Consider the following 23,481-nt stretch of genomic DNA (forward strand, 5'->3'; position numbering starts at 1 on the left):
CTCCTCAGGAAGCGGTCGCGCGCGCGCCCAGAAGCAGCGCGCGCATCTGGTCGGGCCCGACGAGGTCGGCCACCACCTCGCGCCGCGCAAGCAGCCATCCCCGCTCGCCATCGCGCATGAAGCGGTCGCGATAGCTGACGAGGAAGGTCGGGTTGACGAGCGCGCCGGGCGGGGAGTCGGCCGCCTGTCCGGCGCGAAAGGCAAGCGTATAGCAGGAGCCCGAAGCGGAACTCTCCGTCTCCGGGCGGATGACGGTGTTGGTCACGAGGTGGCGGCAGATCATGCCCTGCTCGCGCCCCTCCAGCCAGCGGCGGATCGCCGCCGGTCCGCGATGCTCGGTCCCGAGCATCGCAAGCACGCCGTCCTCCGCCCACAGCTGCATGAAGCCGTCATGGTCGTAGGCGTCGAGACGGTTGGCGTATTCGTGCACGAGCTGCACACAATCGAGTTCGGCTGCGATGCGGCTCAGCAGGTCCATTTTCCGCGACCTAGTTGCCGACCCAGGTCGGCGTCCGCTTCTCGAGGAAGGCCGTGACGCCTTCCTTCGCATCGGCAGACTGGTGCACGACGTTGCAGGTCATGGTTTCGAGGGTGATCAGCGACTCGGTGTCCGCATCGAGGCCGCGGTTGATGGCTTCCTTGGTCATCCACATGCAGAACGGGCTCTTGTCGATGAGCGGTTCGCAGAACTTCTCGATCAGCGCATCGAACTGGTCCGGCTCGGACACGTCGTTGACGAGACCCCATTCCTTGGCCTCGGTCCCGCTCAGGAGCTTGCCGGTCAGCATGAGCTCCTTGGACTTGCGGAGGCCGATGTAGCGCGGCAGGCGATAGATCGGGCCGGCGCCGCCGAAGAGCGCGCGACGGATGTGGAAGTCGCCGATCTTGGCCGTGGTGGCGGCAAGGGCGAAGTCGCACGAGATCATGAGCTCGAAGCCGCCGGCGACCGCGTGACCTTCGACGGCCGCGATGGTGGGCTTACGCATGTTGAAGAAGTGGTTGTAGGTGCGGGCCGACTTCTGGGCGAGCGCGAGCGAGTCCACAGTGGTGTGGAGAGCCGGACCCACGAGCTGGCCGAGATCGGCGCCCGCGCAGAACGTGTTGCCGCGGCCGCGGAAGACCACCGCCCGCACGCTCGCGTCGTCTTCCGCCTTGCGACCGAACTCGCCGAGCAGGTCGAGCACGCGCGGGCTCACGCAATTCTTCACTTCGGGGCGGTTGATCCAGATCGTGGCGACGGGGCCGTTGACCTCGTATTCGACGACATCCCTAGAACTCATTCGACAGTCTCCTCTCGGTCGGGGCGCGCGCCCTGTTAAGGTGATCCTAGTGCCGGAAATAACCGACTGACCAGTCGGCTCACTGAAAGCAGCAAGGTTTCGCGCTGTCAACCCCCTTCGCCGCCGGCGCCGCTCCGGCAGGCCTTCCGCCGGGCGGCCGAGGTTCGGCCGCTCCCTATTGCGCCGACGAGCCGCCGTCGCTGACCAACTCGCTGCCCGTCACGAACCCGGACATGCGCGACAGCAGAAAGACGGCCGCGCCCGCCACCTCGGAGGTCAGCGCGAGGCGTCGCATCGGGTTGCGCGCGGCCACGATCGCCTGAATGGCTTCCGACTGGTTCTCGGCATTTCCCGTCAGAACCCGCGCCATGTGCCCGTCCATCAGGCTGGGATGCAGCGAGTTGCAGCGGATCACGGGATCGAAGGTGGCGCCGTGGAGCGCGATCGACTTCGACATCAGCCGCACGGCGCCTTTCGAGGCCACGTAGGCGACATGATTGGGGCTTCCCACGAGCCCGGCCGTCGAACTGACGTTGACGATCGACGCGGCGGTGGAACGGCGCAGCAGCGGCCATGCCACCTTGCACCCCAGGAACACGCCCTCGACATTCACCGCCTGCACACGTCGGAAATCGTCGATCTCCGTCGTCTCGACGTGGCCCACGTGAACGATGCCAGCATTGTTCACCAGCCCGTCGATGCGACCGTGCCGCTTTTCGACCTCCTCGCAGACCGCGCGCCAACTCGCTTCCGAGGTGACGTCGTGAACGATGTCGACGCCCGCTCCCGCGACGAGATCGGTGCCGAGGACGATGCCTCCCTGCGCGGCGACGGCCGCCACGAGCGCGGACCCGAGCGCTCCCCCCGCGCCGGTCACCACCACGACATGATCCTTGAGCAGCATGATTCCTCCTGTCACAGCCAAACGGAACGAGTATCGCCCAGGCCGAAATGCCTGGGCGAGGGACGGGAGGAGACATCTCCGGAAGCCGACCCGCAATCTCCCCGCTCCGACGGTCGGAAAGTTTACGGCGGCACCTGCATCGTCAAGCCGGCCAAAAGCGCAGGTGCGGCGACACCGGTCCGACCGGCTCGACACACCCGCTTCGCCTCCGGAGCCCGCGCGGGATCCGGGGGCGCCCTTCGACGCCGTGCCCGTCCTGCATCCTGCGGCCCCGGGAATGTTGCTCTGCCGGCCGATTGCTTCCCCGGAACTCTGTCCGACGTTTCTGTCGAACGGAATTGCCGCCGTCCACCCTTCGGCAACGGTCATCCCTGCCACTAGTGCCAGATTGACATACCGCCCTCCCCCTCAGCATGAGGTTTGCCGGACCTATCGGGAGATGGACAACGTGCGAGAGAGCACCGCACCTGCGGACTCGGATCCGTTCGCGCTCGATGTCGTGGCAGTGGCGACCCATCTCGCTGCACACGGCATGACGCTCGAGGTCGAAGCCGGCGCGCAGCGACTGTCGGGCGGGCTCTCCAACCTCAACTACCTCGTCACGGTGGACGGACGACAGGCCGTCCTGCGCCGCCCGCCCGGCGGCGAACTTGCGCCGGGCGCGCACGACATGGCGCGGGAGCACCGGATCCTGTCGCGGCTGTCGACGGTCTTCGCGCCCGCGCCCGACAGCTTCTTCCTGTGCACCGACCCCGAAGTGATCGGAGCGCCCTTCCAGATCATGGAGCACCGAAGGGGCCGCGTCGTCGGCGGCGACCGTCTGCCGCCGGATCTCGACTCCCCCTCCGCGGCGGGAAACCTGTCCGGGGAACTGGTCGCGACCCTCGCCGCGCTCCATCGCGTCGATGCGGACGCGATCGGGCTTGGAGACTTCGGCAGGCCGGACGGCTTCTACCGGCGCAGCGTCGGGGGCTGGGTCCGGCGAGCGGAGGCGCTCGCGCTCGATGAGCGGCCGGCGCGACGCGTAGGGACGATTTCCGCGTGGCTCGGCGCGGTGGAACCCGCACCGTCGGCGCCGACGCTCCTCCATTCCGACTTCAAGCTCGACAATTGCATGCTCGACTCACGGGGACGCATCACCACCGTTCTCGACTGGGACATGGGGACGCGCGGGGATCCGCTGATGGATCTCGCCACCCTCACCAGCTACTGGACCGAGTCCGGCGATCCCGAATGCATGCACAGGCTGGCGCAGATGCCCACGGCGCGGCCAGGCTTCCTGACGCGCGCAGGCGTCGTCGAACTCTACGCTCGCCAGTCGGGCCGCGACGTGTCGGGCTTCGGCGCCTGGCGGATTCTGGCATTGCTCAAGCTCGGCATCATCTTCATCCAGTTGCACCGGAACTGGGCGCGCGGCGCGGCCGGCGACGCCCGCTACGCCGGCTTCGCGGAACTCGGCGTCGACATTCTCGATTTCGCAGCCGCCTCGACATCGCGGCCGATCTAGGAAAGGCATTCGCATGGATTTCTCCATTCCTTCCGACCTCAAGGACCTCGCAGACCGCATCGGCGCGTTCGTTCGCTCGCAGATCATTCCGCTCGAACGCGATCCGCGCTGGGGCAGCCACGGGCCGTCTGAGGAATTCCGGCTCGAACTGGTGGCGCGCGCGCGGGCGGAGGGCCTGCTCGCGCCGCACGTTCCCACCGAATTCGGGGGGCTCGGCCTGTCGCATTTCGGCCGGGCCGTCGCCTTCGAGGCGGCCGGCTACTCGATGCTGGGGCCGGTCGCGCTGCACTGCGCGGCGCCGGACGAAGGTAACATGCATCTGCTGGCCGAGGTGGCCGACGGGCGGCAGAAGGAGCGCTGGCTGCGCCCGCTCGCGTCGGGCGAGAGCCGCTCCTGCTTCGCCATGACGGAGCCGATGGGAGCGGGCTCCGACCCCGCTCTGCTCGGGACGGTGGCCGAGCCGGTCCCCGGCGGCTACCGTATCTCGGGCCGCAAATGGCTGATCACCGGCGCCGAGGACGCTCGGTTCGCCATCATCATGGCCAAGCTGGGCTCGGGCGAGCGGGCGGGTTCGGCCACGATGTTCCTCGCCGACATGGACCAGCCGGAGATCGTCCTCGAACGCCAGCTCGACACCATCGATTCCTCCTTCACCGGAGGCCACTGGGTCATACGCTTCGACGGCCTCTTCGTGCCGGAGGAGGACGTGCTGGGCGCCGTCGGCGAAGGGTTCCGTTATGCGCAGGTGCGGCTCGCGCCCGCCCGCCTCACCCACTGCATGCGATGGCTCGGCTCTGCCGTGCGCGCCCACGACATCGCCCGCGACTACGCCCAGCGCCGCACCGCCTTCGGCAAGCCGCTCGCCGAGCACGAGGGCGTCGGCTTCATGCTCGCCGACAACGACATGGACATCCACGTGGCACGGCTTGCGATCTGGCATACGGCCTGGGTGCTCGACCAGGGCGGACGCGGCAACATGGAGAGCTCGCGCGCCAAGGTCATCTGCTCGGAAGCGGTCTGGCGCGTCGCCGACCGCTGCGTGCAGATTCTGGGCGGGCTCGGCCTGACCCGCGACACGGTCGTCGAGCGCATCTTCCGCGACATCCGCGCCTTCCGCGTCTACGACGGTCCCTCGGAGGTACACCGCTGGTCGCTGGCGCGCCGGATCGCGGGCGGGAGGCACTGATGGCGTCGCGGTCCATGTTCGACCTCGGCGGCCGGGTCTGTGTCGTCACCGGCGGGGGCCGCGGCATCGGCCGGTCGATCGCCCTGGCGCTCGCGGCCCATGGCGGCACGGTGGTCGTCACCGGCCGCTCGGAGGATACGCTCAGGGCCGTCGCCGCCGACATCCGCACCGCAGGCGGCGCGGCCGAATGGCTCGTCGCCGACATGCAGGACGAGGCGCAGGTTGTGGGGCTCGCCGAAACGATCGCTGCGCGGCACGGCCCCGCCGCCGTGCTCGTCAACAATGCCGGCGTCAACGCGATCTACAAGGGTGCCGAGAAGACGACGCTCGAGGAATGGAACACCATCATCGGCACCAATCTCACCGGCGTCTTCCTGACCTGCCGCGAGTTCGGTCGGCAGATGCTCGCGGCGGGCAGCGGCTCCATCGTCAACATCAGCTCGATCGGCGGACGCACGGGGCTCGCAAGGACCGCCGCCTACTGCGCCTCCAAGGGCGGCGTCGAACTGCTCACCAAATCGTTGGCGATCGACTGGGCGCCCAGGGGCGTCCGCATCAACTGCGTGGCGCCCGCCTATGTCGAGACCGATCTCACCCAGGGACTGGCGGAGCATCCGGTCCTCGGGGCCAAGATCATGGACCGCACGCCGATGGGCCGCTTCGGACGCACCGACGAGATTGCGGGTGCGGTGGTCTTCCTGGCTTCCGATGCCTCGACATACCTGACGGGAGAATCGATCGCCGTCGACGGCGGATGGACGGGATCATGACGCCTGGACCCTGGAACGGGGGCCGGGAAACTGCAGCAGGCATCGGGCGCTTCTCGCCGCGCGGCGAACCGCGGCCACATCGCCCCGATGGCGGGGCGGCGCCGTTCTTTGAGGCGCAGGCTGAGCCTTGCCGCCTCGATGTCCGTCCCGAGCCGCGCCGCGGGCGGCGTCGAAGGGACGGGAACGCTCCTCAGGTGACCGGTGCCGGACCCTCGACCGCGGGCCACCAGACGGCCACGAGACAGAAATAGATCAGGATGAGCCAGAATGCCACGAGGAGCAGGATGACGCTCACCGGAGAATAGCCCCGGCTGCGGCTGTAGGGATAGATCGGCACCGTCGCCGCAAAGAGCACGATGAGGATCAGGAGGACCAGAAGTCCCACGTCGCTGTCTCCTTCTGCTGCGCCGGCGGACCTCTGACCCGGTAGCCGGCATAGCCGTAGTAGGCGTGGAATTGCTCCTCGTAGGCCCGGTCGACCGTGCGCGCAGGGTCATGTTCCGGCGCGCTCCTGATGCGGTCCCTCGTGAGGTCGGCCGTCACGGCGCGCTCGTGCCAGCTGACCTGGCGGAACGCCTTCGGCAACACCAGGGTCCGCTTGCCCGGCCACCAGTTCCGGGTATCCATGCCTCGCCGCCCATGCCCGCGATCCGGCCCACGACGAGGCCCGTGCCGCCACCGTCGGCGCCGTCGGTCCGGTCGGCCCCCGCCGCCGTCCTTTCGCCGCCGCCGCCGCCCCCCCGCCTTCGTCATCCCGGAACGACGTCCGAGCGGAGCGAAGGACGACGTATCCGGGATCCATGCCTCGCCGAACATGCCCGCGATCCGGTCCACGACGAGGCACCTGCCGCCCGGTCGCCGCCGCGGGCGCCACATCCTCCAGCGTCGCCGCCCCCCCTCCGTCGTCGCTTCGCGACGCCACCTCCGCCCCCACTGCGTGGGGTGGAGGACAGCCCGCCCCAAGCGCCGACGCCCATCCTCCAACCCCACGAAGTGGGGGGGAGGTGCCGAGCGAAGCGAGGCGGAGGGGGGGACCCCGACGGACCAGTCCGCGACGGTGGACGGTCGGCACGACGGACGTGGCCAGGCCGTCCATCACGCTCCCGCGCATCGACGGCACGAGGATCCAACCCGTCGCGCGCCCCCCACCTTCGTCATCCCGGAACGGCGTCCAAGCGCAGCGCAGGACGCCGTATCCGGGATCCATGCCTCGCCGCCCATCCCCGCGATCCGGTCCACGACGAGGCACGTACCGTCGCCGCCACATCCTGCGCCGCCCCCCCTCCGTCGTCGCTGCGCGACGCCACCTCCGCCCCCACTGCGTGGGGTGGAGGAAGCCCGCCCCAAGCGCCGCCGCCCATCCTCCAACCCCACGAAGTGGGGGGGAGGTGCCGAGCGAAGCGAGGCGGAGGGGGGGACCCCGACGGACCAGTCCGGGACGGTCGACGGTCGGCACGACGGACGTGGCCGGGCAGACCGCCACCCTCGCGCCCTCAGCGGCCGGCAGGTCCGCGACCCCCGTCGCTGTCGCGCCGCCTCCATCTTCGTCATCCCGGAACGACGTCCGAGCACAGCGAAGGACGCCGTATCCGGGATCCATGCCTCGGAGCAGGTCATCGAACGGGACGATGGAGAAGGACCGGTGCGTCGTCTGCACCGCCCCGCCTTTCGACGACCGCCGAGGCATGGATCCCGGGTCTGCGCCTCCGCTTCGCTCCGGCTTCGCCCGGGATGACGAAGGTGAAAGTAGCGCCATCCCCCCATCTTCGTCATCCCGGAACGGCGTCCGAGCGCAGCGCAGGACGACGTATCCGGGATCCATGCCTCGCCATCCGTCCCCGCGATCCGGTCCACGACGAGGCACGTGCCGCCCGGTCGCCGCCGCGAGCGCCACATCCTGCGCCCCCCCTCCGTCGTCGCTGCGCGACGCCACCTCCGCCCCCACTTCGTGGGGTGGAGGACGGGCCCTTCCAGCGAAATCAACGCCTTGCGAAAATTCTGTCCACACCCCTGCCGGTCCACGACAGACTGGCCGCAGCTGAAGGAGGGCGGAGATGGGCGGGGCGGGATTGAACGGGCGGAAGCTGCGGGAGACGATCACGCTCCTGCTGTCGCTCGCCGCGCATGCCGACGCCGCCGCCGGCCGTTGCTTTGCCGTGCGCTGGCTGGTGCTGTTTTTCCTGCGCCGCGGCGAGCGGGCCGCGCGGGTCAGCGTCGCCGACGCGCTGCAGATCGACGTCGCCGTGATCGAGGACGAACTGGCGGCCGCCGCCGGGCCGGATGACGACAGCCCCTTCGATGCCGCGCTGGTCGCCTGGCGCTACCGCTGGTGCGCGGCGATGCTCTCCGCGGTGCTGGCCAGCATGGGCGGCACCGCCTGGGCGCCCGGCCGCGACGCGATCCCCGGATGCCGCGCGTGCCGGGCCGGTTCTTGCCCCGTCCTGCCCGGCCTGCCGCTGCCGCAGGTCCACGACACGTCCTGACGCCGACGCCGCGCCGATCCCATCCCGATGTCCAGCAGGCCGGGCGGCACAACCGCTTCGGATTGACATCCGACCGCTCATGCGATTTGGTCGTACGACCAAGCAATCCGTATTCGCCGGCGGCATGAGCGCCGGTCGGCGGATGGGCACCGGGAGGTCATCATTCTCGATCGACACAATCCCCTCGCCGGCTGGCAGGTCGACCGCCGCGGGATCCGCTTCGTCGGACGCGATCTCGAGCGCCCCGAATGCATCGTCGCCGAGCGCGACGGCACCTTGTGGAGCGCCGACGGGCGCGGCGGGGTGGTGCGCATCGACCCCGACGGGAGCCAGACGCTGATCCTCCAGTCGACCCGCACGGTCAACGAGGCGCGGTCCTTCGAAGACCGCTACGTCAACACCGCCGGCAGCCTGCCCAACGGTCTCGCCATCGACGCGGACGGCACCTTCCTGATCGCCAATTTCGGCACCGACGCGCTCGAGCGCATGACCCGCGACGGAACGACGACGACCCTGCTCGACCGTATCGACGGGCGGCCGGTCGGCAAGGCGAACTTCGTCACGCGCGACCGCAGGGGCCGGCTCTACCTGACCGTCACCACGCGCATGGTTCCCTGGACACGCCACGTCGAGACCATGAGCCGCGACGGTTACATCGCCCTCATCGACCAGCGCGGCGCGCGCATCGTCGCCGACGGACTGTGCGGGACGAACGAACTGCGCTTCGACCCCGACGAGCGCTTCCTCTACGTCGCCGAGACGACCGCCCGGCGCATCTCCCGCTTCGAGGTGCGCGCGGACGGAACGCTGTCGGATCGCGAGACGTACGGGCCGGAGAACGTCGGCGGATTCTGCGACGGCATCGCCTTCGATGCCGTCGGCAATCTGTGGAGCACGCTGATCATGGCCGACCGCCTGATCGCCCTCACGCCGCAGGGCGAGGTGCTGGTGCTGCTCGACGACGGCGACCCCGCCGGCACGGCGGCCCTCGATGCGGCCTGGGCCGCCGGGACGGTGACGCCGGCCGTCATGGCAGGTGCCACGGGCACGCTCTGCCCCTGGATGGCCAGCGTCACCTTCGGCGGACCGGACCTCAGGACGGTCTATCTCGGCAGCCTGCGCGGCAGCCGCATCCCGGCGTTCCGGTCGCCGGTCCCGGGCCTCCCGCTGATCCACTGGTAGCCTCGGCACGCCGTGACGCTTCTGCGCCGCAGTCTCCACCAGCCTGGATCGGCGACGCGCGCGGACGGACGCCGTGCGCGGGCCATCGCCGGCGCATCCAGGCCGTGCACGAGGACGGGTTCAGGCATTGCCGACGGGATGGTCGGCGGTGGATAGTCCTCGGGTCGCGCGGTGATTCAGGCTTCGCTGGCCGCTCCGGCGTCGCCACACCGCCGGCGAGGCTGACGACGGCGAGGCCGGGCCCCCTCCGCGTCGGCCGAGGGATGGTACCGGGAAGCGGCCGCATTCGAGAGAGGATTGGCCATGACCGGAAAATGGGGTGCTGCAGCCGGGCCGGCCACGAAGCGGCAGCAGAAGCCGTCGATGGACAGCACCCGCGACAGGATTCTCGACGCGGCCGAGACGCTGTTCGGCGAGGGCACGTTCGACACCGTCTCCCTGCGCGACATCACCCAGCGGGCCGACGTGACCCTGGCGCTCGCCAGCTACCATTTCGGAACCAAGGAACGGCTCTTCGCCGAGGTGGTGGGGCGACGTGCCCACATCCTCGACCAGATGCGGCGCGAGCGCCTCGCCGCGACCGAGGCCGAGGGCCGGCTCGACACCCGCAGCATCGTCGACGCCTTCATGCGCCCGCTGTTCGAACAGATGGCGAGCGGCCTGCCCGGATGGCCGTCCTATCTCCTCATCCTCGCCCAGCTGGGTCAGACGAACCGCTGGCTCCATCTGCTGCGCGAGAACTTCGACGCCACGGCGGAGCTTTTCCTGTCCGGGCTCGAAGCCGCCCTTCCCTCCGTCCCCCGGCCCCTGCTCCTGCGCGGCTTCTCGATGGTGCTTGTCGCCATGCTCCAGACGCTGTCGCGCAATCGGCGCCTGGACGCGCTGTCGGCGGGCACGGTGACGGCGGACGATCTGGACGCCGCCTACGACGCGCTGCTGCAGTTCGCCGTCAGGGGGCTGGAGGGTCTCGGTGAAGCCTGAGCCCGCCTCGGCAACTCACCTGCGGCCGCGCATGGCCCGGTCCGGCCGACCGCGCCCTTGCTCGTGCGTCTTGCTCTCCCCCTGGCGGCGGCAGTCGTCCGACGTCGCGGCCGGTCATCCTCACGTGCAGGCCGAGAGGACACGGGACGGTCAGAAGTCGGCGCGCGGAACGGCGACCGTATAGTGACGAACGGCCGGCGGTTCGGCGAAGAACGGCCCGACCAGCGCCCGCCACTCCTGGAACAGGTCGGAGCCCCGGAAGTCGACCGTGTGGTTCTCCAGCGTCTGCCAGCGGATGACCGCCTCGTAGAGCGACGGTTCCTCGATGCAGCGCTGGAGGTGCAGGCCAAGGCAACCCCTGGCGCGGCGGAACACCTCGACCGCCTTGCCGACCGCTGCCTCGAACTCCGTCTCGGAACCATCCTTCACACGGATGGAGGCCACTTCGATGATCATGCTTCGGTCGTCCTTCTGCAGATTGGCAATGCGGGCGAACGGGCGTCGTCGCGGACGCTCGCGCCGGCGAGACCGGTCGATTCGCCGCTGGCAGGATAGACGCGCCTGGCGTCGATGTCTCGCCGAGGCCAGGGCGATGATGGCGTCGTGGTCCGGCCGGTCGATCCGGCAGGCAGCCCCCCTGTACGGGCTGGCGCAGCCGGGTCGAGTCTCGTCCGACGTCCGGCAGCCCTTCCCCGGACTGCGGCTTGAAACGGGACGCGATCGAGCGGCTGTCGTGCCGTCCCCTGCCGCGCGCTTCCAAGCGACGCCGTCTCGTGCGGTGCATTGCGGCCACCCTCAGGCGGCGTTCCTGCCGTCGCAGAGGCGCATGCGGATGTCGCCCCGCCCGTCGTGGCCGGCGAACCGTCGTCTCCCGCCGCGGAGGCGGCTCGTCCTCGTCATTCCGCGGTCCAGCCGCCGTCCACGACGATGGCGCTCCCCGTGACCAGGGACGCGGCATCGGATGCCAGATAGACCACCGCGCCCATGACGTCCTCGACGGAGCCGATACGGCCGAGCTTGATCTTGGAAAGCGTGGCGTAGCGGAACGCGGCGTTCTCGAAGAACGGCTTCGTCATCGGCGTCTCGATGAAGGTGGGACAGATCGAGTTGACGCGGATGCCGGTCGGCGCGAGTTCCACCGCCATAGCCTTGGTGAGCCCTTCGACGGCGTGCTTCGAGGCGCAGTAGATCGTGCGGTTGGCGGCCCCGACGAGCCCCATCTGGGACGACATGTTGATGACGGATCCGGGCCGCTTCCCGGCCAGAAGCCGCCTGACGAAGGCCTGCGAGAGGAAATAGGCGGCCCGCAGGTTCAACCCCATCACCAGGTCGAAATCGGCGACCGTCGCCTCCGCCATGGGTCCGGGCCTGTTGGTGCCGGCATTGTTGACGAGGATGTCGTGCGCCTCGCCCGCCTGCAGCAAGGCCGCCACCGCGTCGAGATCCGTCACGTCGAGCGCGACTGCGGTCGCCTGATCGCCGCGCGCGCGGATCGCGGCGGCAGCCTCCTCGACCTCGGCGCCCGTTCGTGCCACGAGCGTGACATGCGCGCCGGCCTCCGCGAGCGCGGACGCGCAGGCGAGGCCGAGGCCGCGTCCTGCGCCGGTGACCAGCGCGCGGCGCCCGTCCAGGCGCATGCTCGGCATTTTCGGCAGTTCCATTCTCGTGCTCCGGTTCTCGCGTTCCATCGATCTACCGCGCGCGAGGTCGGATGCAAACCGCCCGTCTGCGAGAACGGTGGCCGTACGGCGGATCGTGCGGGTCCGGACAGGGACGGCGTCGCGGGGGACAGCCACGAGCCCGCCGGCAAGGCAGGACGGCGATCCCGTTCGAGCCTCATTGCGGGGTCGCCGACCGCGCCCCGTCCGGCGGACCGATCGCGCGGGGACCGGCGGGGGCTCGTCCCGGCGCGGTCCCGCGCGGGGGGTCCGCGCCGGTCGCGGCCGGTCAGCCGTTGGCCAGCACGTGGTTGATCATGTCGCCGGCATGGGACACGATCAGGTCCTTGTCGTTGTCGAGCGTGGCGACGTGGTAGGACTCGTTCAGCCAGACCAGCCTCACATGGTCCGACGAGGTCAGGCCGGTGACGATGTCGAGCGCGTTGCGCGCCGGCACGACATGGTCCTCGCGCGACTGGATGACCGTGACGGGGCACTTGATCCGCGACAAGAGGTTGGTCGTGACGCCGAACAGGAGATGGCCATGCGCGAGCCGGCTTGCCGGGAACTCCGAATAGGCGACCTCGATCACGCCCGGCGCCTTGATGTCCGAACCGACCCCCGGCACCCGCATCGACGAATCCTGATTGCAGAGGAGTGAGGCCATGTCCGGGCCGAGCGAGATGGCGGGCGCGTTGACCGGAATGGCCGCCCTGACGATCTCGGGAAAGCGCGCCGCGAGGTTCAGCGTCAGCGACCCGCCCATGGAAAGGCCGATCACGAAGACCGGCAGGCCGTCGGCCGCGAGAGCCTTGAGCGCAGTCTCGGCGGAGTTCAGCCAGTCCAGATAGCCCGTCTTCTCCATCTCGTCGGGCGTGGTGCCGTGTCCGGCGAGCAGCGGGCATGCGACGGTGAAGCCGAAGCGCTCGTGAATGGCCTCGCCGACGTAGCGCATGCTCTGGGGCGTGCCGGTGAAGCCGTGCAGCGCGAGCACGGATGCGGTCTTGCCTTCGAAACGGAACGGTTCGGCACCCTGCATGATGGTGGTCATGGTCTCTCCCTCAGGTCTTGGTTCGTGCGGAATAGGCGATCGCCGCCACGGCGATGATGGCGCCCTGCAGCATCAGCTTGCTCGGTTCTCCGAGGCCGAAGCTGGTGAGCAGGTTGAACAGGAAGGTCAGCATGAAGGCCGCCACCGCCGGACCGAGCACGCCGCCGCGTCCGGAACCGAAGGTGACGCCGCCCAGGATGACGGCGGCCAGCGAATTGAGCGCGAGGTCCCGGCCGATGTCCAGGCTTCCCATGCCGACGAACCCGACCAGCAGGAAGGCGCTGAAGACGGCAAAGAGGCTCGACGCGACGTGGACGATCACCACGATCGCGCCATAGGGTATCCCCGTGGCATGAGCGGCACGCGGATTGGCGCCGATCGCGTCGATGTAGTGGCCGAGCACGGAGCGCCTCAGGAACCAGGCGACCGGTATGAGCAGCGCCAGCCAGAGGAGCGGTGCCAGCGGCACGCCCGAGACGCGAGACTGGCCGATGTACTTCAGCAGGGCGGGCGCGTCGCCCGGCGCGCGGAACTGGCTGAAGGCGATCACGACCCCCGTGAGCAGCAGCCCCATGGCGAGCGTCACGATCACCGACGACGCACGCAGCCGCACGATGAAGAACGCATTGGCCAGACCGACGGCCGCCCCGAAGAGCAGGGCACAACCGATCAGCACCGCCTCGCTGCCGGGAACGTAGCCGCTGGTGAGGATGTAGCTCACGCCGATGGCCACCCCGCCGAAGGAGAGATCGATCGACAGGATGCGCATGCAAAGCGACTGGCCGATCACGGCCAGACCGAGCGGCGCCGCCTGGCGGATGATCAGGAGCAGGAGCAGCGGCGAAAGCAGCGCGGGCCGGAAGACATAGGCGCAGACGAGCAGGATCAGCGTCCCGGCATAGGCGATCGGCAAGGCCGTCGCCATGTTCAGCAGGCGCAGGCCGCGGGTGCGAACGGCGGTGTCGGACAGGGTCATCGTCTCACACCCCGATCGTCTTGCGGCGCTGCAGGCTGACGGCGCCGAGCAGCAGGAGCCCGGTGGCGGCCATGCGCAGGAACGGCGACACGCCGAGCAGGTTCATGCCGTTGGTGGCCAGCCCGAGCGTCACGACGCCCAGGATCACGCCGGGCACGCTGCCGACGCCGCCGGACAGCTGCACGCCCCCGAGCGCGATCGCGGTGATGGAGTCCAGTCCGAAGGCCGCACCGATGGTCGGGTCGCCCGTCGAGACGCGCGCCGTGAGGAAGATGCCGGCGGCGACCGCCGCAAGCGAGCACATGACGTAGCAGGCGATGATGGGGCCAACCACCGTGACGCCGTTGAGCGATGCGTTGCGCGCGTTGGCGCCGAGCGCGTAGAGGCGCAGGCCGAAGGCGGAACGGGCGAGGAGAAGCCAGCACAGAAGGATGGCCACCGCGCACCACAGCAGCGAGGGCTGGATGCCGAACGGCCGTCCATGGGCCAGAGCTTCGATGGCAGGAGCCACGACACCTCCGGGGACGGGGCTGACGAGAAGCGTCAGTCCCTGGACGAAGGTGCCCGTCGCCAGAGTCATCACGAGCGGGTGGACGCCGAACACGGCGACGCCCGTCCCGTTGACGACCCCGAGCACGCATCCCGCCAGGATGGCGAGCGGGATCACGATCGCCGGGTCGTATGTCACGATGATGGCGCTGGTCAGGCTGAGCATCGACCCCACGGACAGATCGACGCCGCCGCCGATCGCCACGATCAGCTGGCCGAGCGAGACGATGAGCAGCGCCGTGACCTGGTTGCCGACATTGGCGAGATTCTGCGCGGTGAAGAAGCTCGACGCGGTGAAGGAGAGGATCACGAACATCGCTACCGGCAATGCGATCGTGATGAAGCGGATACCGCTGCGCGAGGTCTTCGAGCGAACACGGCCGGTCACGACGCGCCCCCGGCATGGGCCTGGAAGGGTAGTCCGGTGAGAGCGGATGACATGATCGTCTCCTCGGTGGCGGCTGCGCCCGGCATGTCCGCCACGAGCCGGCCTTCACGCACCACCAGGATGCGGTCGCACAGCCCGATGTGTTCGGACAGTTCGCTCGACGTCATCAGCACCGCCCCGCCGTCGTCGGCGAACGCCCGCAGCAGCGTGTAGATTTCCGACTTGGCGCCGACGTCGACGCCCCGGGTGGGCTCTTCGACCAGGAGGATGTCGACTCCGGCCGCCAGCCAGCGGCCGATCAGCACCTTCTGCTGGTTGCCGCCCGACAGCGCCTGGACCTCCTGCTGCGGCCCGGTCGCACGAACCTTCATGCTCTCGAGCAGTCCGGCGAGCCGCTCCCGGTCGATCCGCGCCCGGCTCCAGACGGAGGAAAGACGCAGCATGCCGACGCCGACGTTCCTGTCGATCCCCAGCGGCAGGAAGAGGCCCTCGGACTTGCGATCCTCGGGCACGAAGCCGACGCCGGCACGGGCCGCCGCGACCGGAGACGGCAGGAGCGGCCTGGATCCGCCGCCGCCTGCATGACGCGACACTTCGCCCGAGACGGGCGCAACCTGCCCCGCCACGGCACGGATGATCTCGCGCTGCCCCTGCCCTTCGAGACCCGTCAGGCCGAGAATCTCCCCCCGTCTGAGCGTGAAGGAAACCGCAGGAGCACCGGCGACCGGAACAAGGCTGTCGACTTCGATCGCCGCTTCGGCATCCGCACGCACGGAACCGCGGTGCGGAAAGAACCGGTCGAGCTCGCGCCCGACCATCAGCGACACCAGCATGTCGCGGGTCAGTTCGTCGGCCGGGCGGGTCGCGACGTGGCTGCCGTCCTTCATGACGCTGATCGTGTCGCAGAAGCGAAAGATCTCATCGAGCCGGTGGCTGATGTAGAAGACGAGCTTTCCGTCCCGCTTGAGCGACAGGATCAGCCGCTCGAGCTTCTCGATTTCAGGCCCGTTCAGTGCCGCGGTCGGTTCGTCGAAGATGAAGACCCGCGCGGCGACCGCCACGCCCTTGGCGATCTCCACCATCTGCTGCTGCGCGATGGTGAGGTCGCCGCAGGGGATGTCCGGGTCGAGTTCGACGTCGAGCAGCCGGAACGCGCTTCCGGCGTCGCGCCGCATGGCCGCCCGGTCCACCATTCCCATCCGCCGCGGCTCCCGTCCGAGAAAGAGATTCTCCGCGACCGTCAGGTTCGGCAGCAGCGTCAGTTCCTGGTAGACCGTCGAGACGCCCGCGCGATGGGCCTCGCGGGGGCCGGCGATGACGACCGGCTTCCCGTCCAGATAGATCGTGCCGGACGACGGCTGATGCACGCCGGCAAGAAGGTTCATGAGAGTGGACTTGCCGGCGCCGTTCTCGCCGGTCACCGCATGCACGGATCCGGCGCGCCCGACGAGTGAGACGTCCCTGAGGGCGACGTGCGCGCCGAAGCGCTTCGTGACGTTTTCGAACCGGACCATCTCGCTCCCGGCCGGCATGCCGGGAGCGTGGCCGTTCGACGATCCTGCTTCGGCCATCGCCCCGCCTCGATGTCTCGCTGCCGACGACCGCTCAGCGCTTGAAACGCTTCTGCAGCTCTTCCTCGGGCAGCGTCGACGGCACCCAGTACGCGTCGTTCAGATCGGGACGATAGTAGGCGTCGATGTCCTCGTTGGTCATCGGCTCGGGCGCGGAGAAGTAGGTCTTGTGCAGCGACTTGCCTTCGAGCAGCGCGACGGCCGCGCGGACCACCGCCACCCCGAGACCGGGCGTGAACACCGGCGACACCGCCTCCACGCCGGATTCCTTCCAGGTCTTCAGGAAGCCGTTGTTGCCTTCGCCGGTCATGGGGACGAGCGGCTTGCCGACCGAGGTGAAGACGTCGATGCAGGCGCGGGTCATCTCGGCGCCGGAGAACCAGATGCCGTCGACCGGCTGTCCGGAGAGGACGAGGTTCTCGCAGAGCTGCTTCGACTTCGCATAGTTCCAGTCGCCATAGACCTCGGCGCCAATCACGATGTCGGTGCCGTCGATGGCCCGGCGGAAGCCTTCGTAGCGCTGCGCCTCTTCCTCGACGCCCGCGACGCCGCGGAAGGCCCAGATCGTGCCCTTGCCGCCGAGCTTCTCCTTCAGGAAGGTGCCGCCGACCTCACCGAAATAGTCGCCGGCGCCCATGATCTCGACGGTCGAATCGAGCGCGCCCTTGCTGTTGCCGAAGGTGATGACCGGAATTCCGGTCGCGAGCGCCGCCTCGATCTGTTTCTTGACCAGCGGGAAGGCGATCGGCGTGACGACCAGCGCATCGAGATCGCGCGTCATCAGGTCTTCGATGTCGGCCACCTGCTTGGCAGGCTGCCAGTTGGCTTCCGAGAAGATGAACTCCTTGACCTGCGGGTTCTTCGCCGCCTCGAACTCGGCCTCCTGGTGCATCTGCACGATCCAGGTATTGCCGACGCCGGGGAAGGAAACGCCGATCCGGTACGGACCGTCCTTCTTGAACTTGCCGGGCTCCGTCATCTCGGCGGACTTGATGTTGAGAAGGTTGTTGGGCAGCAGTTCGACCTCGTCCTGCGCATGGGCAGGCGCCACGGTCAAGGCCGCGGCGAACGTCATCGCGAGCCCGAGTGCGGGCTTGAAAAACTTCATGTGATCCTCCCCTTCGTTTGCCAGCAGGCAACCTTCGCCTCCCGACGAAACCGAAAGCTAACAAACCCAATCCGAAAATCAACGAAAAATGTATACACAGCTGTGAATTTTTGACTTCGGATCGCGCCATCGAGGATTGCGGTAGTCGCGGGATCTTCGCAACCGTCTCGCCGTGCCTTTCCACCGCTCGCCGCCGGTGTACGGTGCGGCCTGGACTCCCGACCGCGGCGAACGTCGGCGGCTCGCGGCGCCGGTCTCCGTCCGCCGTTTCCGCCGGTGGCTGCCGGGCGCCGGGCGGCCGGCCCGCCCCGGTCGCGCCGTTCGTTCCGGAGGCTCCCTCAGGGCCGGCGGACCTGCCCGATGAGCCATTCCTGGAACTCGAAGCCCGCCGAGCCTTGCCGTCGACCGTCGGGAAGAACCACGTAGTAGCCGTTCTCTGTCGACATCGGCAGGTCGAGGATGACCTCCAGGGCGCCCGATGCGAGTTCCGTCTCGATCAGATAGGTCGGCAGCAGCGCCGCTCCCAATCCCCCGAGCGCCGCCTCGATGACGGTCGAGAACTGGTCGAAGCGGCTGCCTCGGTAGGCCACCTGGTCGCCGGTTCCGCAGGCCCGGAACCACTCGGCCCACAGCATCGGCCGGGTGGTCAGGTGCAGCAGCGGCAGGCGCGCGACGTCGCCAGCCGTGCGCATGTCGCCGGGCCGGGCGAGCGCCGGCGCGGCCACCGGGAGGATCACTTCGCTGCACAGGTAGGTGCAGGTGGCGTTGGCCCACACCGGCTGGCCGAAATGGATGGCGATGTCGACGTCGGCCTCGTGCAGATCGAACGGTGCCGACCGCGACGCGATTTCTACCGTCAGCCCCGGCCGGGACGCGAGGAACGTCGGCAGGCGCGGCATCAGCCAGCGGTTGCAGAATGTCGGGAGCGCCGCGATCGACAGCCGGCCATCGGCTGCGACCGCCGAGCGTGCCTTCACGACGAGTTCCTCGGACTGGGCGAGCAGGCGCTGCACGCCGGGCAGGACCTGCCGTCCCGCAACCGAAAGATGTACCCTCTGGCGCGACCGCTCGAACAGCGGTACGCCGAACAGGACTTCCAGCGTCCGCACCTGACGGCTGACTGCGCTCTGCGTGAGGCTGAGTTCGGCGGCCGCCTTGGTGAAATTGCCATGGCGCGCGGCCGCCTCGAAGGCCTGCAGCACCGCCAGGTCGGGAATGGAGGCACGATTGAGGTTCATTCCGCTTTCGCATCAAGTCAGTCCGAGAAAGCATGCGATAGCATGTTGCGGGCCGCTTTTCACATGGCTACCAGATGCTGGGTCCGGAATGCTGCGTCCGGGCGATCTGGATCACCATCAACGGAGAAGAGCGATGGGCGCTGGCATCGACGTGAAGCGGGAAACGGCGGAACTTCTCGACCGGCTGGGCGTGCCGCGCGCCTCCTGGAATGGCGGCGACATGGCCTCCTTCAGTCCGGTGAGCGGCGAGCAGGTGGCGGCCGTCGCGACCACGTCTCCCGAAGCCGCGCAGACCGCCATCGAGGCTGCGCACGAAGCCTTCAGGGCCTGGCGGCTGGTGCCGGCCCCGCGCCGCGGCGAGCTGGTCCGCCTGCTCGGCGAGGAGCTTCGCGCCGCCAAGGCCGATCTCGGCCGGCTTGTCTCGATCGAGGCCGGGAAGATCGCGTCGGAAGGCCTCGGCGAAGTGCAGGAGATGATCGACATCTGCGATTTCGCCGTCGGCCTCTCGCGCCAGCTCTACGGCCTGACCATCGCCACCGAGCGGCCCGGCCACCGGATGATGGAGACCTGGCACCCGCTCGGGGTCGTCGGCATCATCTCGGCCTTCAACTTCCCCGTCGCCGTCTGGTCCTGGAACGCCGCGCTGGCGCTCGTTGCCGGAAACGCCATCGTCTGGAAGCCGTCGGAAAAGACGCCGCTCACCGCGCTCGCCTCGCAGGCGATCCTCGAACGGGCGCTGGCGCGCTTCGGCGACGCGCCGGAGAAGCTGTCGCAGGTGCTGATCGGCGACCGCGCGATCGGCGAGGCGCTGGTCGACCACCCGAAGGTGGCGCTGGTGTCGGCGACGGGCTCGACCCGCATGGGCCGCGAGGTCGGTCCCCGGCTCGCCCGGCGCTTCGCCCGCTCGATCCTGGAACTCGGCGGCAACAATGCCGGTATCGTCTGCCCCTCGGCCGATCTCGACATGGCGCTGCGCGCAGTCGCCTTCGGCGCCATGGGCACGGCGGGCCAGCGCTGCACGACGCTGCGCCGCCTCTTCGTCCACGACAGCGTCTACGACGCCCTCGTGCCGCGGCTGAGACGAGCCTACGAGAGCGTTTCCGTCGGCAATCCGCTGGAGACGTCCGCGCTGGTCGGGCCGCTGATCGACCGGCAGGCTTTCGACGGCATGCAGAAGGCGCTGGCGGAGGCAAAGGCCGAGGGTGGCGTCGTGACGGGTGGCGAGCGCGTGGCCGAGGCCGGCAAGGATACGGCCTACTACGTGCGGCCGGCGCTGGTGGAGATGCCCAGCCAGTGCGGTCCGGTGCTGGAGGAGACCTTCGCGCCGATCCTCTACGTCATGCGCTACGCCGATTTCGAGCGGGCGCTCGAGGATCACAATGCGGTCGCGGCAGGCCTCTCCTCCTCCATCTTCACGCTCGACGTCCGTGAGGCCGAACGCTTCCTGTCGGCCGACGGCTCGGACTGCGGCATCGCCAACGTCAACATCGGCACATCGGGCGCCGAGATCGGCGGCGCGTTCGGCGGCGAGAAGGAGACGGGCGGCGGCCGCGAAAGCGGCTCGGATGCCTGGAAGGCCTACATGCGCCGCGCCACCAACACCGTGAATTATTCGCGGGCCCTGCCGCTGGCTCAGGGCGTGTCGTTCGACATCGGGTAGGACGCCGCACCCTCGACCGGCGCATCCCGGCGCCGGTCGGCCATTGGCAGGAGGAACGGCACGTCGAGGACCGATCCTCGCTTCCGGGTGCGCCCGTGACGAGGGCCGCGCGCAGCCGGCAACGAAGTCCCCGTCAGCACGCCGGCGCGGCCGCGATCGATCCACGTTCGACGAAATCCGCCCGCATCACCACGGTGCGCATCGGCTCTCTCGATCCTTCGATCCGCTCCAGCAGCATGCTTGCGGCCGTTTCCCCCATCGCAAGCCGCGGCTGTGCCATCGTGGAGATGCCGGGCGACAGGAAGCTCATCCAGTCCAGGTCGTCGAAACAGACGAGCGAAAGAGCATCGGGCAGAACCAGCCCCGCTTCCGTGACGGCTCCGATCACGCCTTCCGACATGGTGCCGTCGGTCGCAAACACCGCGCTCGGCCGGTCCGGCCGCGCGATCAGGGTGCGGGCGACTTCTCGTGCAGCCTGCGCCGAATAGGCGCCGACCCGCCGGATCAGCGACGCATCGACCGCCATGCCCGCCTGCCGGTGGGCGCGCAGATAGCCCAGCAGGCGCTGCCAGCTCGGGTAAAGCGTGTCGGTGGACAGCACTTCGCCTGCGAGACCGCGGGCGATGAAGGCATCGAAGCCGCCATCCTGCTCCTCGAGCATCTCCCCGACGAGCCCGATCCGCCGGTGGCCGGCCGCAATCAGCACGCCAACCGCACGCTCGGCCGCGGCGATGTTGTCGATTCCCACGCGATCGACTTCCAGCCCGGCCACGCTGCGGTCGAGCAGCAGGAGCGGCAGTCCGCCCGAGTGGAGGTCGCGCAGGTGCCGCGCGTTGCGGGTGTCGCAGGGCGAGACGATCAATCCGTCGACCTGCTTCTCGAGAAGCAGGTCGACCGCCCGGATCTCCTTGTCGAGACTCTCGTCCGAATTGACGATCAGCAGCCCGAAATCGCGCCGCTCGACCACGTCGGCGATGCCGCGCAGGATGGACGCATAGAACGGATTCTGGATGTCGCCGGCCACCACGCCGATTGTGCGCGTCTTGCCGGTGATGAGGCTGCGGGCGAGTGCGTTGGTGCGATAGCCGAGCTTGGCAGCCGCCTGCAGGACCTGTTGGCGCGTCTCTTCGCGGGTGTAGCCGTATCGGCCGAGAACGCGTCCGGCCGTCGCCGTCGACACGCCGGCAAGCCGCGCAACGTCCGCGATCGTCGCCTTCGAGGTCTTCGCCACCGCCTGCCGTTCCCTTTACGCCCGTCTGCCGGCCAAGCCGTCCCGCGCTCGCGGCGAATCGCCTCCACCGCAACGCGTCGTTTCAATCACGCGGCGTCATTCAGCGCGATAGCAGTAAAGACGTCGAGATGCGCGCCGCCGACATTCTTGAAGACAGTGATTTCGTCCGCCGACCGGCGCCCCTGCACCTTGCCCTGCGCGAGATCGAAATGATCGCCGGCGATCGACGTGGCCGGCACGAGGCCCGAAGCCAGGGCAGGCCCGAGGTCGCCGGTGCTCTCCATCCCGCGCCGCGTGTCGACGAAGATGCGGCCGCGCGAGAGCGCCTCCTCGTCGGTCTCGCACAGGCTCGTCATGTAGGCGCCGACGAGATCGAGATGCGTGCCCGGCCGGAGCAGCGCGCCTCTGACCAGCGTGCGGTCGGACATGGTCACGCAGGTGATGACGTCGGCGGCAGCCACCGCCGCGTCGATGTCGCTCACGGCCTGTGCGTCGAGCCCTTTGCCCTGAAGTTCTGCCGCGACCGCTTCGGCCTTGGCCGCCGTCCGGTTCCAGATCAGGACGCGCTTCAGGGAGGGCCGGGCGGCGATGTGCGCGGCTGCGAAATGCGGCGCCAGCGCCCCGGCCCCGACCACCAGAAGCACCTGCGCATCCTCGCGCGCGAGCAGCGACGCGGCCAGCGCGGAATCGCCCGCCGTCTTGCGCGCCGTCATCGCCGCGCCGTCGGCGACCAGAAGCGGCGCGCCGGTGGCGCCGTCGAACATGGCGACCAGTCCCTGCACATTGGGCTGCGGCGGCGAGAGCCTCTCGTTGCCGGGGAACACGCCCACCATCTTCACCGCGACGGGACCGCCCGGCACCCATCCCGGAAGCGTGATGAACTGATTGCCGCTTCCCGCCGGATCGCTCTGAACCACCACGTCCGAAACCGGCATCGCGCCGCGATGCGCCCGCGACAGCGCGCCGATCAGGTAGGGCCAGGGCAAGGCCGCGTGGACCGCCGCTGCATCGAAGACCTTCATGACGTTTCCTCCTTGCCCCGTGGGCCGGGCTTCAGTTCTTCACGGCAAGCGTGACGAGGTGACAGGGCGTGACGGACTGCGACAGGGCGAGCGGCCGGCCCTCGCCGTCGAGCACCAGTTTCTCGATCCGGTAGACCGGCTGCGTGGCGGACACGCCGAGCAGCGGTGCCTCGCTGCCGCCCGCGAAACCGACGTCGATCACCCGCTCGGCGCCGGCCGGCTCGACGCCGTAGGCGCTGCGCAGGCTGGAAAAGAAGCTGCCGCCGGCGGCGACCGGGCCGAAGGCGTCGGCGAAGCGCTCGGCGTCGAAATAGAGCGTCTCAAGCGTCATCGGCCGGTCGTCCACCTCAAGCAGCCGGACGAAGCGGAACAGGTGCAGGGCCTGCAGCCGCGCCGCCACGGCGGGGGCGTCGGCTCGCTCCTGACCTTCGATGATACGGTGGCCGGGCTTCAGCCCGCGGCCCTCGACCACGTCGGAAAAGCCCGACAGCGAGATGGTCAGCTGCATCTTGCGCGGAGCCACCAGCGTGCCGCGCCCCTGCTGGCGCACGAGCAGCCCTTCGGCGCACAGCTCCCCCACCGCGCGGCGCAGCGTGATGCGGCTGACACCATAGGTCTCGCACAGTTCGAACTCGGGCGGCAGGAAGCTCCCTTCGGCAAGGCGGCCGGCCTCGATCTCGGACAGGAGCTTGCGCCTCACCTGTTCGTAGAGCGGCAGGAGGCCGTCTTGCGTCAT

At 69.2% G+C, this 23,481-nt stretch carries 23 protein-coding genes; 7 read left to right on the plus strand and 16 right to left on the minus strand.

The window, feature by feature from the left end; all coding sequences use genetic code 11:
- Positions 1 to 4 precede the first annotated feature (4 nt).
- The 3 genes from IAI54_RS12065 to IAI54_RS12075 all read right to left on the minus strand — a co-directional run bounded on the left by IAI54_RS12065 (position 5) and on the right by IAI54_RS12075 (position 2,184).
- The gene (locus IAI54_RS12065) at positions 5 to 478 is read right to left on the minus strand and encodes a nuclear transport factor 2 family protein (RefSeq protein WP_187972565.1); all 474 of its coding nucleotides are present in this window, start codon (positions 476 to 478) and stop codon (positions 5 to 7) included.
- Between the two features lie 10 nt (positions 479 to 488).
- Complete coding sequence (locus IAI54_RS12070; RefSeq protein WP_187972566.1) at positions 489 to 1,280, minus strand: enoyl-CoA hydratase/isomerase family protein; 792 nt, start codon at positions 1,278 to 1,280, stop codon at positions 489 to 491.
- A 175-nt stretch (positions 1,281 to 1,455) separates the two neighbouring features.
- Positions 1,456 to 2,184, minus strand: coding sequence for an SDR family oxidoreductase (locus IAI54_RS12075; protein WP_187972567.1), 729 nt, complete (start codon positions 2,182 to 2,184; stop codon positions 1,456 to 1,458).
- A gap of 439 nt (positions 2,185 to 2,623) precedes the next feature.
- Here IAI54_RS12075 and IAI54_RS12080 point away from each other — a divergent pair, with 439 nt between their 5' ends.
- The 3 genes from IAI54_RS12080 to IAI54_RS12090 are packed head-to-tail and all read left to right on the plus strand — an operon-like array spanning position 2,624 to position 5,647.
- Complete coding sequence (locus IAI54_RS12080; protein ID WP_187972568.1) at positions 2,624 to 3,691, plus strand: phosphotransferase family protein; 1,068 nt, start codon at positions 2,624 to 2,626, stop codon at positions 3,689 to 3,691.
- A gap of 13 nt (positions 3,692 to 3,704) precedes the next feature.
- Positions 3,705 to 4,877 carry an acyl-CoA dehydrogenase family protein gene (locus IAI54_RS12085; protein ID WP_187972569.1) on the plus strand — a complete coding sequence of 391 codons (1,173 nt, stop codon included), beginning with the start codon at positions 3,705 to 3,707 and terminating at the stop codon, positions 4,875 to 4,877.
- The gene (locus IAI54_RS12090; protein ID WP_187972570.1) at positions 4,877 to 5,647 is read left to right on the plus strand and encodes an SDR family NAD(P)-dependent oxidoreductase; all 771 of its coding nucleotides are present in this window, start codon (positions 4,877 to 4,879) and stop codon (positions 5,645 to 5,647) included. Before IAI54_RS12085 ends, IAI54_RS12090 begins: the two co-directional genes overlap by 1 nt.
- Positions 5,648 to 5,837: 190 nt before the next feature.
- Here the strand turns inward: IAI54_RS12090 and IAI54_RS12095 are convergent, their stop codons facing one another.
- Both IAI54_RS12095 and IAI54_RS12100 read right to left on the minus strand, forming a co-directional pair.
- Complete coding sequence (locus IAI54_RS12095) at positions 5,838 to 6,032, minus strand: DUF3309 family protein (RefSeq protein ID WP_187972571.1); 195 nt, start codon at positions 6,030 to 6,032, stop codon at positions 5,838 to 5,840.
- Positions 6,011 to 6,274 (minus strand): hypothetical protein, encoded by a 264-nt coding sequence (locus tag IAI54_RS12100; protein ID WP_187972572.1) that lies wholly within the window; start codon positions 6,272 to 6,274, stop codon positions 6,011 to 6,013. The genes IAI54_RS12095 and IAI54_RS12100 overlap by 22 nt, the downstream gene beginning before the upstream one ends.
- Before the next feature lie 1,427 nt (positions 6,275 to 7,701).
- Between IAI54_RS12100 and IAI54_RS12105 the strand changes: the two genes are divergently transcribed.
- From IAI54_RS12105 to IAI54_RS12115, 3 genes are all read left to right on the plus strand, one after another.
- Positions 7,702 to 8,130: a hypothetical protein gene (locus tag IAI54_RS12105; protein WP_187972573.1), complete on the plus strand. Its 429-nt coding sequence runs from the start codon at positions 7,702 to 7,704 to the stop codon at positions 8,128 to 8,130.
- Between the two features lie 276 nt (positions 8,131 to 8,406).
- The gene (locus IAI54_RS12110; RefSeq protein ID WP_235679340.1) at positions 8,407 to 9,312 is read left to right on the plus strand and encodes an SMP-30/gluconolactonase/LRE family protein; all 906 of its coding nucleotides are present in this window, start codon (positions 8,407 to 8,409) and stop codon (positions 9,310 to 9,312) included.
- A 303-nt stretch (positions 9,313 to 9,615) separates the two neighbouring features.
- Positions 9,616 to 10,293, plus strand: a complete 678-nt coding sequence (locus tag IAI54_RS12115) for a TetR/AcrR family transcriptional regulator (RefSeq protein WP_187972574.1) — start codon at positions 9,616 to 9,618, stop codon at positions 10,291 to 10,293.
- A 150-nt stretch (positions 10,294 to 10,443) separates the two neighbouring features.
- Here IAI54_RS12115 and IAI54_RS12120 read toward each other — a convergent pair whose 3' ends face one another.
- The 8 genes from IAI54_RS12120 to IAI54_RS12155 form a co-directional block, all read right to left on the minus strand.
- The gene (locus tag IAI54_RS12120) at positions 10,444 to 10,749 is read right to left on the minus strand and encodes an antibiotic biosynthesis monooxygenase family protein (RefSeq protein ID WP_187972575.1); all 306 of its coding nucleotides are present in this window, start codon (positions 10,747 to 10,749) and stop codon (positions 10,444 to 10,446) included.
- 440 nt (positions 10,750 to 11,189) lie between these two features.
- The gene (locus tag IAI54_RS12125) at positions 11,190 to 11,954 is read right to left on the minus strand and encodes an SDR family NAD(P)-dependent oxidoreductase (protein WP_187972576.1); all 765 of its coding nucleotides are present in this window, start codon (positions 11,952 to 11,954) and stop codon (positions 11,190 to 11,192) included.
- A 286-nt stretch (positions 11,955 to 12,240) separates the two neighbouring features.
- Complete coding sequence (locus IAI54_RS12130; RefSeq protein ID WP_187972577.1) at positions 12,241 to 13,002, minus strand: alpha/beta hydrolase; 762 nt, start codon at positions 13,000 to 13,002, stop codon at positions 12,241 to 12,243.
- Positions 13,003 to 13,012: 10 nt separating this feature from the next.
- Positions 13,013 to 13,978: an ABC transporter permease gene (locus tag IAI54_RS12135; protein WP_187972578.1), complete on the minus strand. Its 966-nt coding sequence runs from the start codon at positions 13,976 to 13,978 to the stop codon at positions 13,013 to 13,015.
- Between the two features lie 4 nt (positions 13,979 to 13,982).
- The gene (locus IAI54_RS12140) at positions 13,983 to 14,915 is read right to left on the minus strand and encodes an ABC transporter permease (RefSeq protein WP_187972579.1); all 933 of its coding nucleotides are present in this window, start codon (positions 14,913 to 14,915) and stop codon (positions 13,983 to 13,985) included.
- Entirely contained in the window at positions 14,912 to 16,486 is a 1,575-nt protein-coding gene (locus IAI54_RS12145) for a sugar ABC transporter ATP-binding protein (protein WP_235679341.1), read from the minus strand. Before IAI54_RS12145 ends, IAI54_RS12140 begins: the two co-directional genes overlap by 4 nt.
- Positions 16,487 to 16,520: 34 nt before the next feature.
- Complete coding sequence (locus IAI54_RS12150) at positions 16,521 to 17,594, minus strand: ABC transporter substrate-binding protein (RefSeq protein WP_187972580.1); 1,074 nt, start codon at positions 17,592 to 17,594, stop codon at positions 16,521 to 16,523.
- Positions 17,595 to 17,932: 338 nt separating this feature from the next.
- Positions 17,933 to 18,832 carry a LysR family transcriptional regulator gene (locus IAI54_RS12155; protein ID WP_187972581.1) on the minus strand — a complete coding sequence of 300 codons (900 nt, stop codon included), beginning with the start codon at positions 18,830 to 18,832 and terminating at the stop codon, positions 17,933 to 17,935.
- 133 nt (positions 18,833 to 18,965) lie between these two features.
- Between IAI54_RS12155 and amaB the strand changes: the two genes are divergently transcribed.
- On the plus strand, positions 18,966 to 20,492 hold the full coding sequence (gene amaB, locus IAI54_RS12160) for an L-piperidine-6-carboxylate dehydrogenase (RefSeq protein ID WP_187972582.1): 1,527 nt from the start codon (positions 18,966 to 18,968) through the stop codon (positions 20,490 to 20,492).
- A gap of 133 nt (positions 20,493 to 20,625) precedes the next feature.
- On the opposite strand, the gene IAI54_RS12165 is transcribed toward amaB, so the two are convergent.
- From IAI54_RS12165 to IAI54_RS12175, 3 genes are all read right to left on the minus strand, one after another.
- Positions 20,626 to 21,723, minus strand: a complete 1,098-nt coding sequence (locus IAI54_RS12165; RefSeq protein ID WP_187972583.1) for a LacI family DNA-binding transcriptional regulator — start codon at positions 21,721 to 21,723, stop codon at positions 20,626 to 20,628.
- An 86-nt stretch (positions 21,724 to 21,809) separates the two neighbouring features.
- Positions 21,810 to 22,745, minus strand: a complete 936-nt coding sequence (locus tag IAI54_RS12170; RefSeq protein WP_187972584.1) for an ornithine cyclodeaminase — start codon at positions 22,743 to 22,745, stop codon at positions 21,810 to 21,812.
- A 31-nt stretch (positions 22,746 to 22,776) separates the two neighbouring features.
- Complete coding sequence (locus tag IAI54_RS12175) at positions 22,777 to 23,481, minus strand: GntR family transcriptional regulator (RefSeq protein ID WP_187972585.1); 705 nt, start codon at positions 23,479 to 23,481, stop codon at positions 22,777 to 22,779.

The organism is Aquibium microcysteis (genome assembly GCF_014495845.1).
Taxonomy (GTDB): domain Bacteria; phylum Pseudomonadota; class Alphaproteobacteria; order Rhizobiales; family Rhizobiaceae; genus Aquibium; species Aquibium microcysteis.

What these genes read in the sequence shown, in the direction of transcription:
- IAI54_RS12065 (WP_187972565.1), bottom strand. Translation starts at nt 478, where the DNA reads ATGGACCTGCTGAGCCGCATCGCAGCCGAACTCGATTGTGTGCAGCTC.
- IAI54_RS12070 (WP_187972566.1), bottom strand. Translation starts at nt 1,280, where the DNA reads ATGAGTTCTAGGGATGTCGTCGAATACGAGGTCAACGGCCCCGTCGCC.
- IAI54_RS12075 (WP_187972567.1), bottom strand. Translation starts at nt 2,184, where the DNA reads ATGCTGCTCAAGGATCATGTCGTGGTGGTGACCGGCGCGGGGGGAGCG.
- IAI54_RS12080 (WP_187972568.1), top strand. Translation starts at nt 2,624, where the DNA reads ATGGACAACGTGCGAGAGAGCACCGCACCTGCGGACTCGGATCCGTTC.
- IAI54_RS12085 (WP_187972569.1), top strand. Translation starts at nt 3,705, where the DNA reads ATGGATTTCTCCATTCCTTCCGACCTCAAGGACCTCGCAGACCGCATC.
- IAI54_RS12090 (WP_187972570.1), top strand. Translation starts at nt 4,877, where the DNA reads ATGGCGTCGCGGTCCATGTTCGACCTCGGCGGCCGGGTCTGTGTCGTC.
- IAI54_RS12100 (WP_187972572.1), bottom strand. Translation starts at nt 6,274, where the DNA reads ATGGATACCCGGAACTGGTGGCCGGGCAAGCGGACCCTGGTGTTGCCG.
- IAI54_RS12105 (WP_187972573.1), top strand. Translation starts at nt 7,702, where the DNA reads ATGGGCGGGGCGGGATTGAACGGGCGGAAGCTGCGGGAGACGATCACG.
- IAI54_RS12115 (WP_187972574.1), top strand. Translation starts at nt 9,616, where the DNA reads ATGACCGGAAAATGGGGTGCTGCAGCCGGGCCGGCCACGAAGCGGCAG.
- IAI54_RS12120 (WP_187972575.1), bottom strand. Translation starts at nt 10,749, where the DNA reads ATGATCATCGAAGTGGCCTCCATCCGTGTGAAGGATGGTTCCGAGACG.
- IAI54_RS12125 (WP_187972576.1), bottom strand. Translation starts at nt 11,954, where the DNA reads ATGGAACTGCCGAAAATGCCGAGCATGCGCCTGGACGGGCGCCGCGCG.
- IAI54_RS12130 (WP_187972577.1), bottom strand. Translation starts at nt 13,002, where the DNA reads ATGACCACCATCATGCAGGGTGCCGAACCGTTCCGTTTCGAAGGCAAG.
- IAI54_RS12135 (WP_187972578.1), bottom strand. Translation starts at nt 13,978, where the DNA reads ATGACCCTGTCCGACACCGCCGTTCGCACCCGCGGCCTGCGCCTGCTG.
- IAI54_RS12145 (WP_235679341.1), bottom strand. Translation starts at nt 16,486, where the DNA reads ATGGCCGAAGCAGGATCGTCGAACGGCCACGCTCCCGGCATGCCGGCC.
- IAI54_RS12150 (WP_187972580.1), bottom strand. Translation starts at nt 17,594, where the DNA reads ATGAAGTTTTTCAAGCCCGCACTCGGGCTCGCGATGACGTTCGCCGCG.
- IAI54_RS12155 (WP_187972581.1), bottom strand. Translation starts at nt 18,832, where the DNA reads ATGAACCTCAATCGTGCCTCCATTCCCGACCTGGCGGTGCTGCAGGCC.
- amaB (WP_187972582.1), top strand. Translation starts at nt 18,966, where the DNA reads ATGGGCGCTGGCATCGACGTGAAGCGGGAAACGGCGGAACTTCTCGAC.
- IAI54_RS12170 (WP_187972584.1), bottom strand. Translation starts at nt 22,745, where the DNA reads ATGAAGGTCTTCGATGCAGCGGCGGTCCACGCGGCCTTGCCCTGGCCC.
- IAI54_RS12175 (WP_187972585.1), bottom strand. Translation starts at nt 23,481, where the DNA reads ATGACGCAAGACGGCCTCCTGCCGCTCTACGAACAGGTGAGGCGCAAG.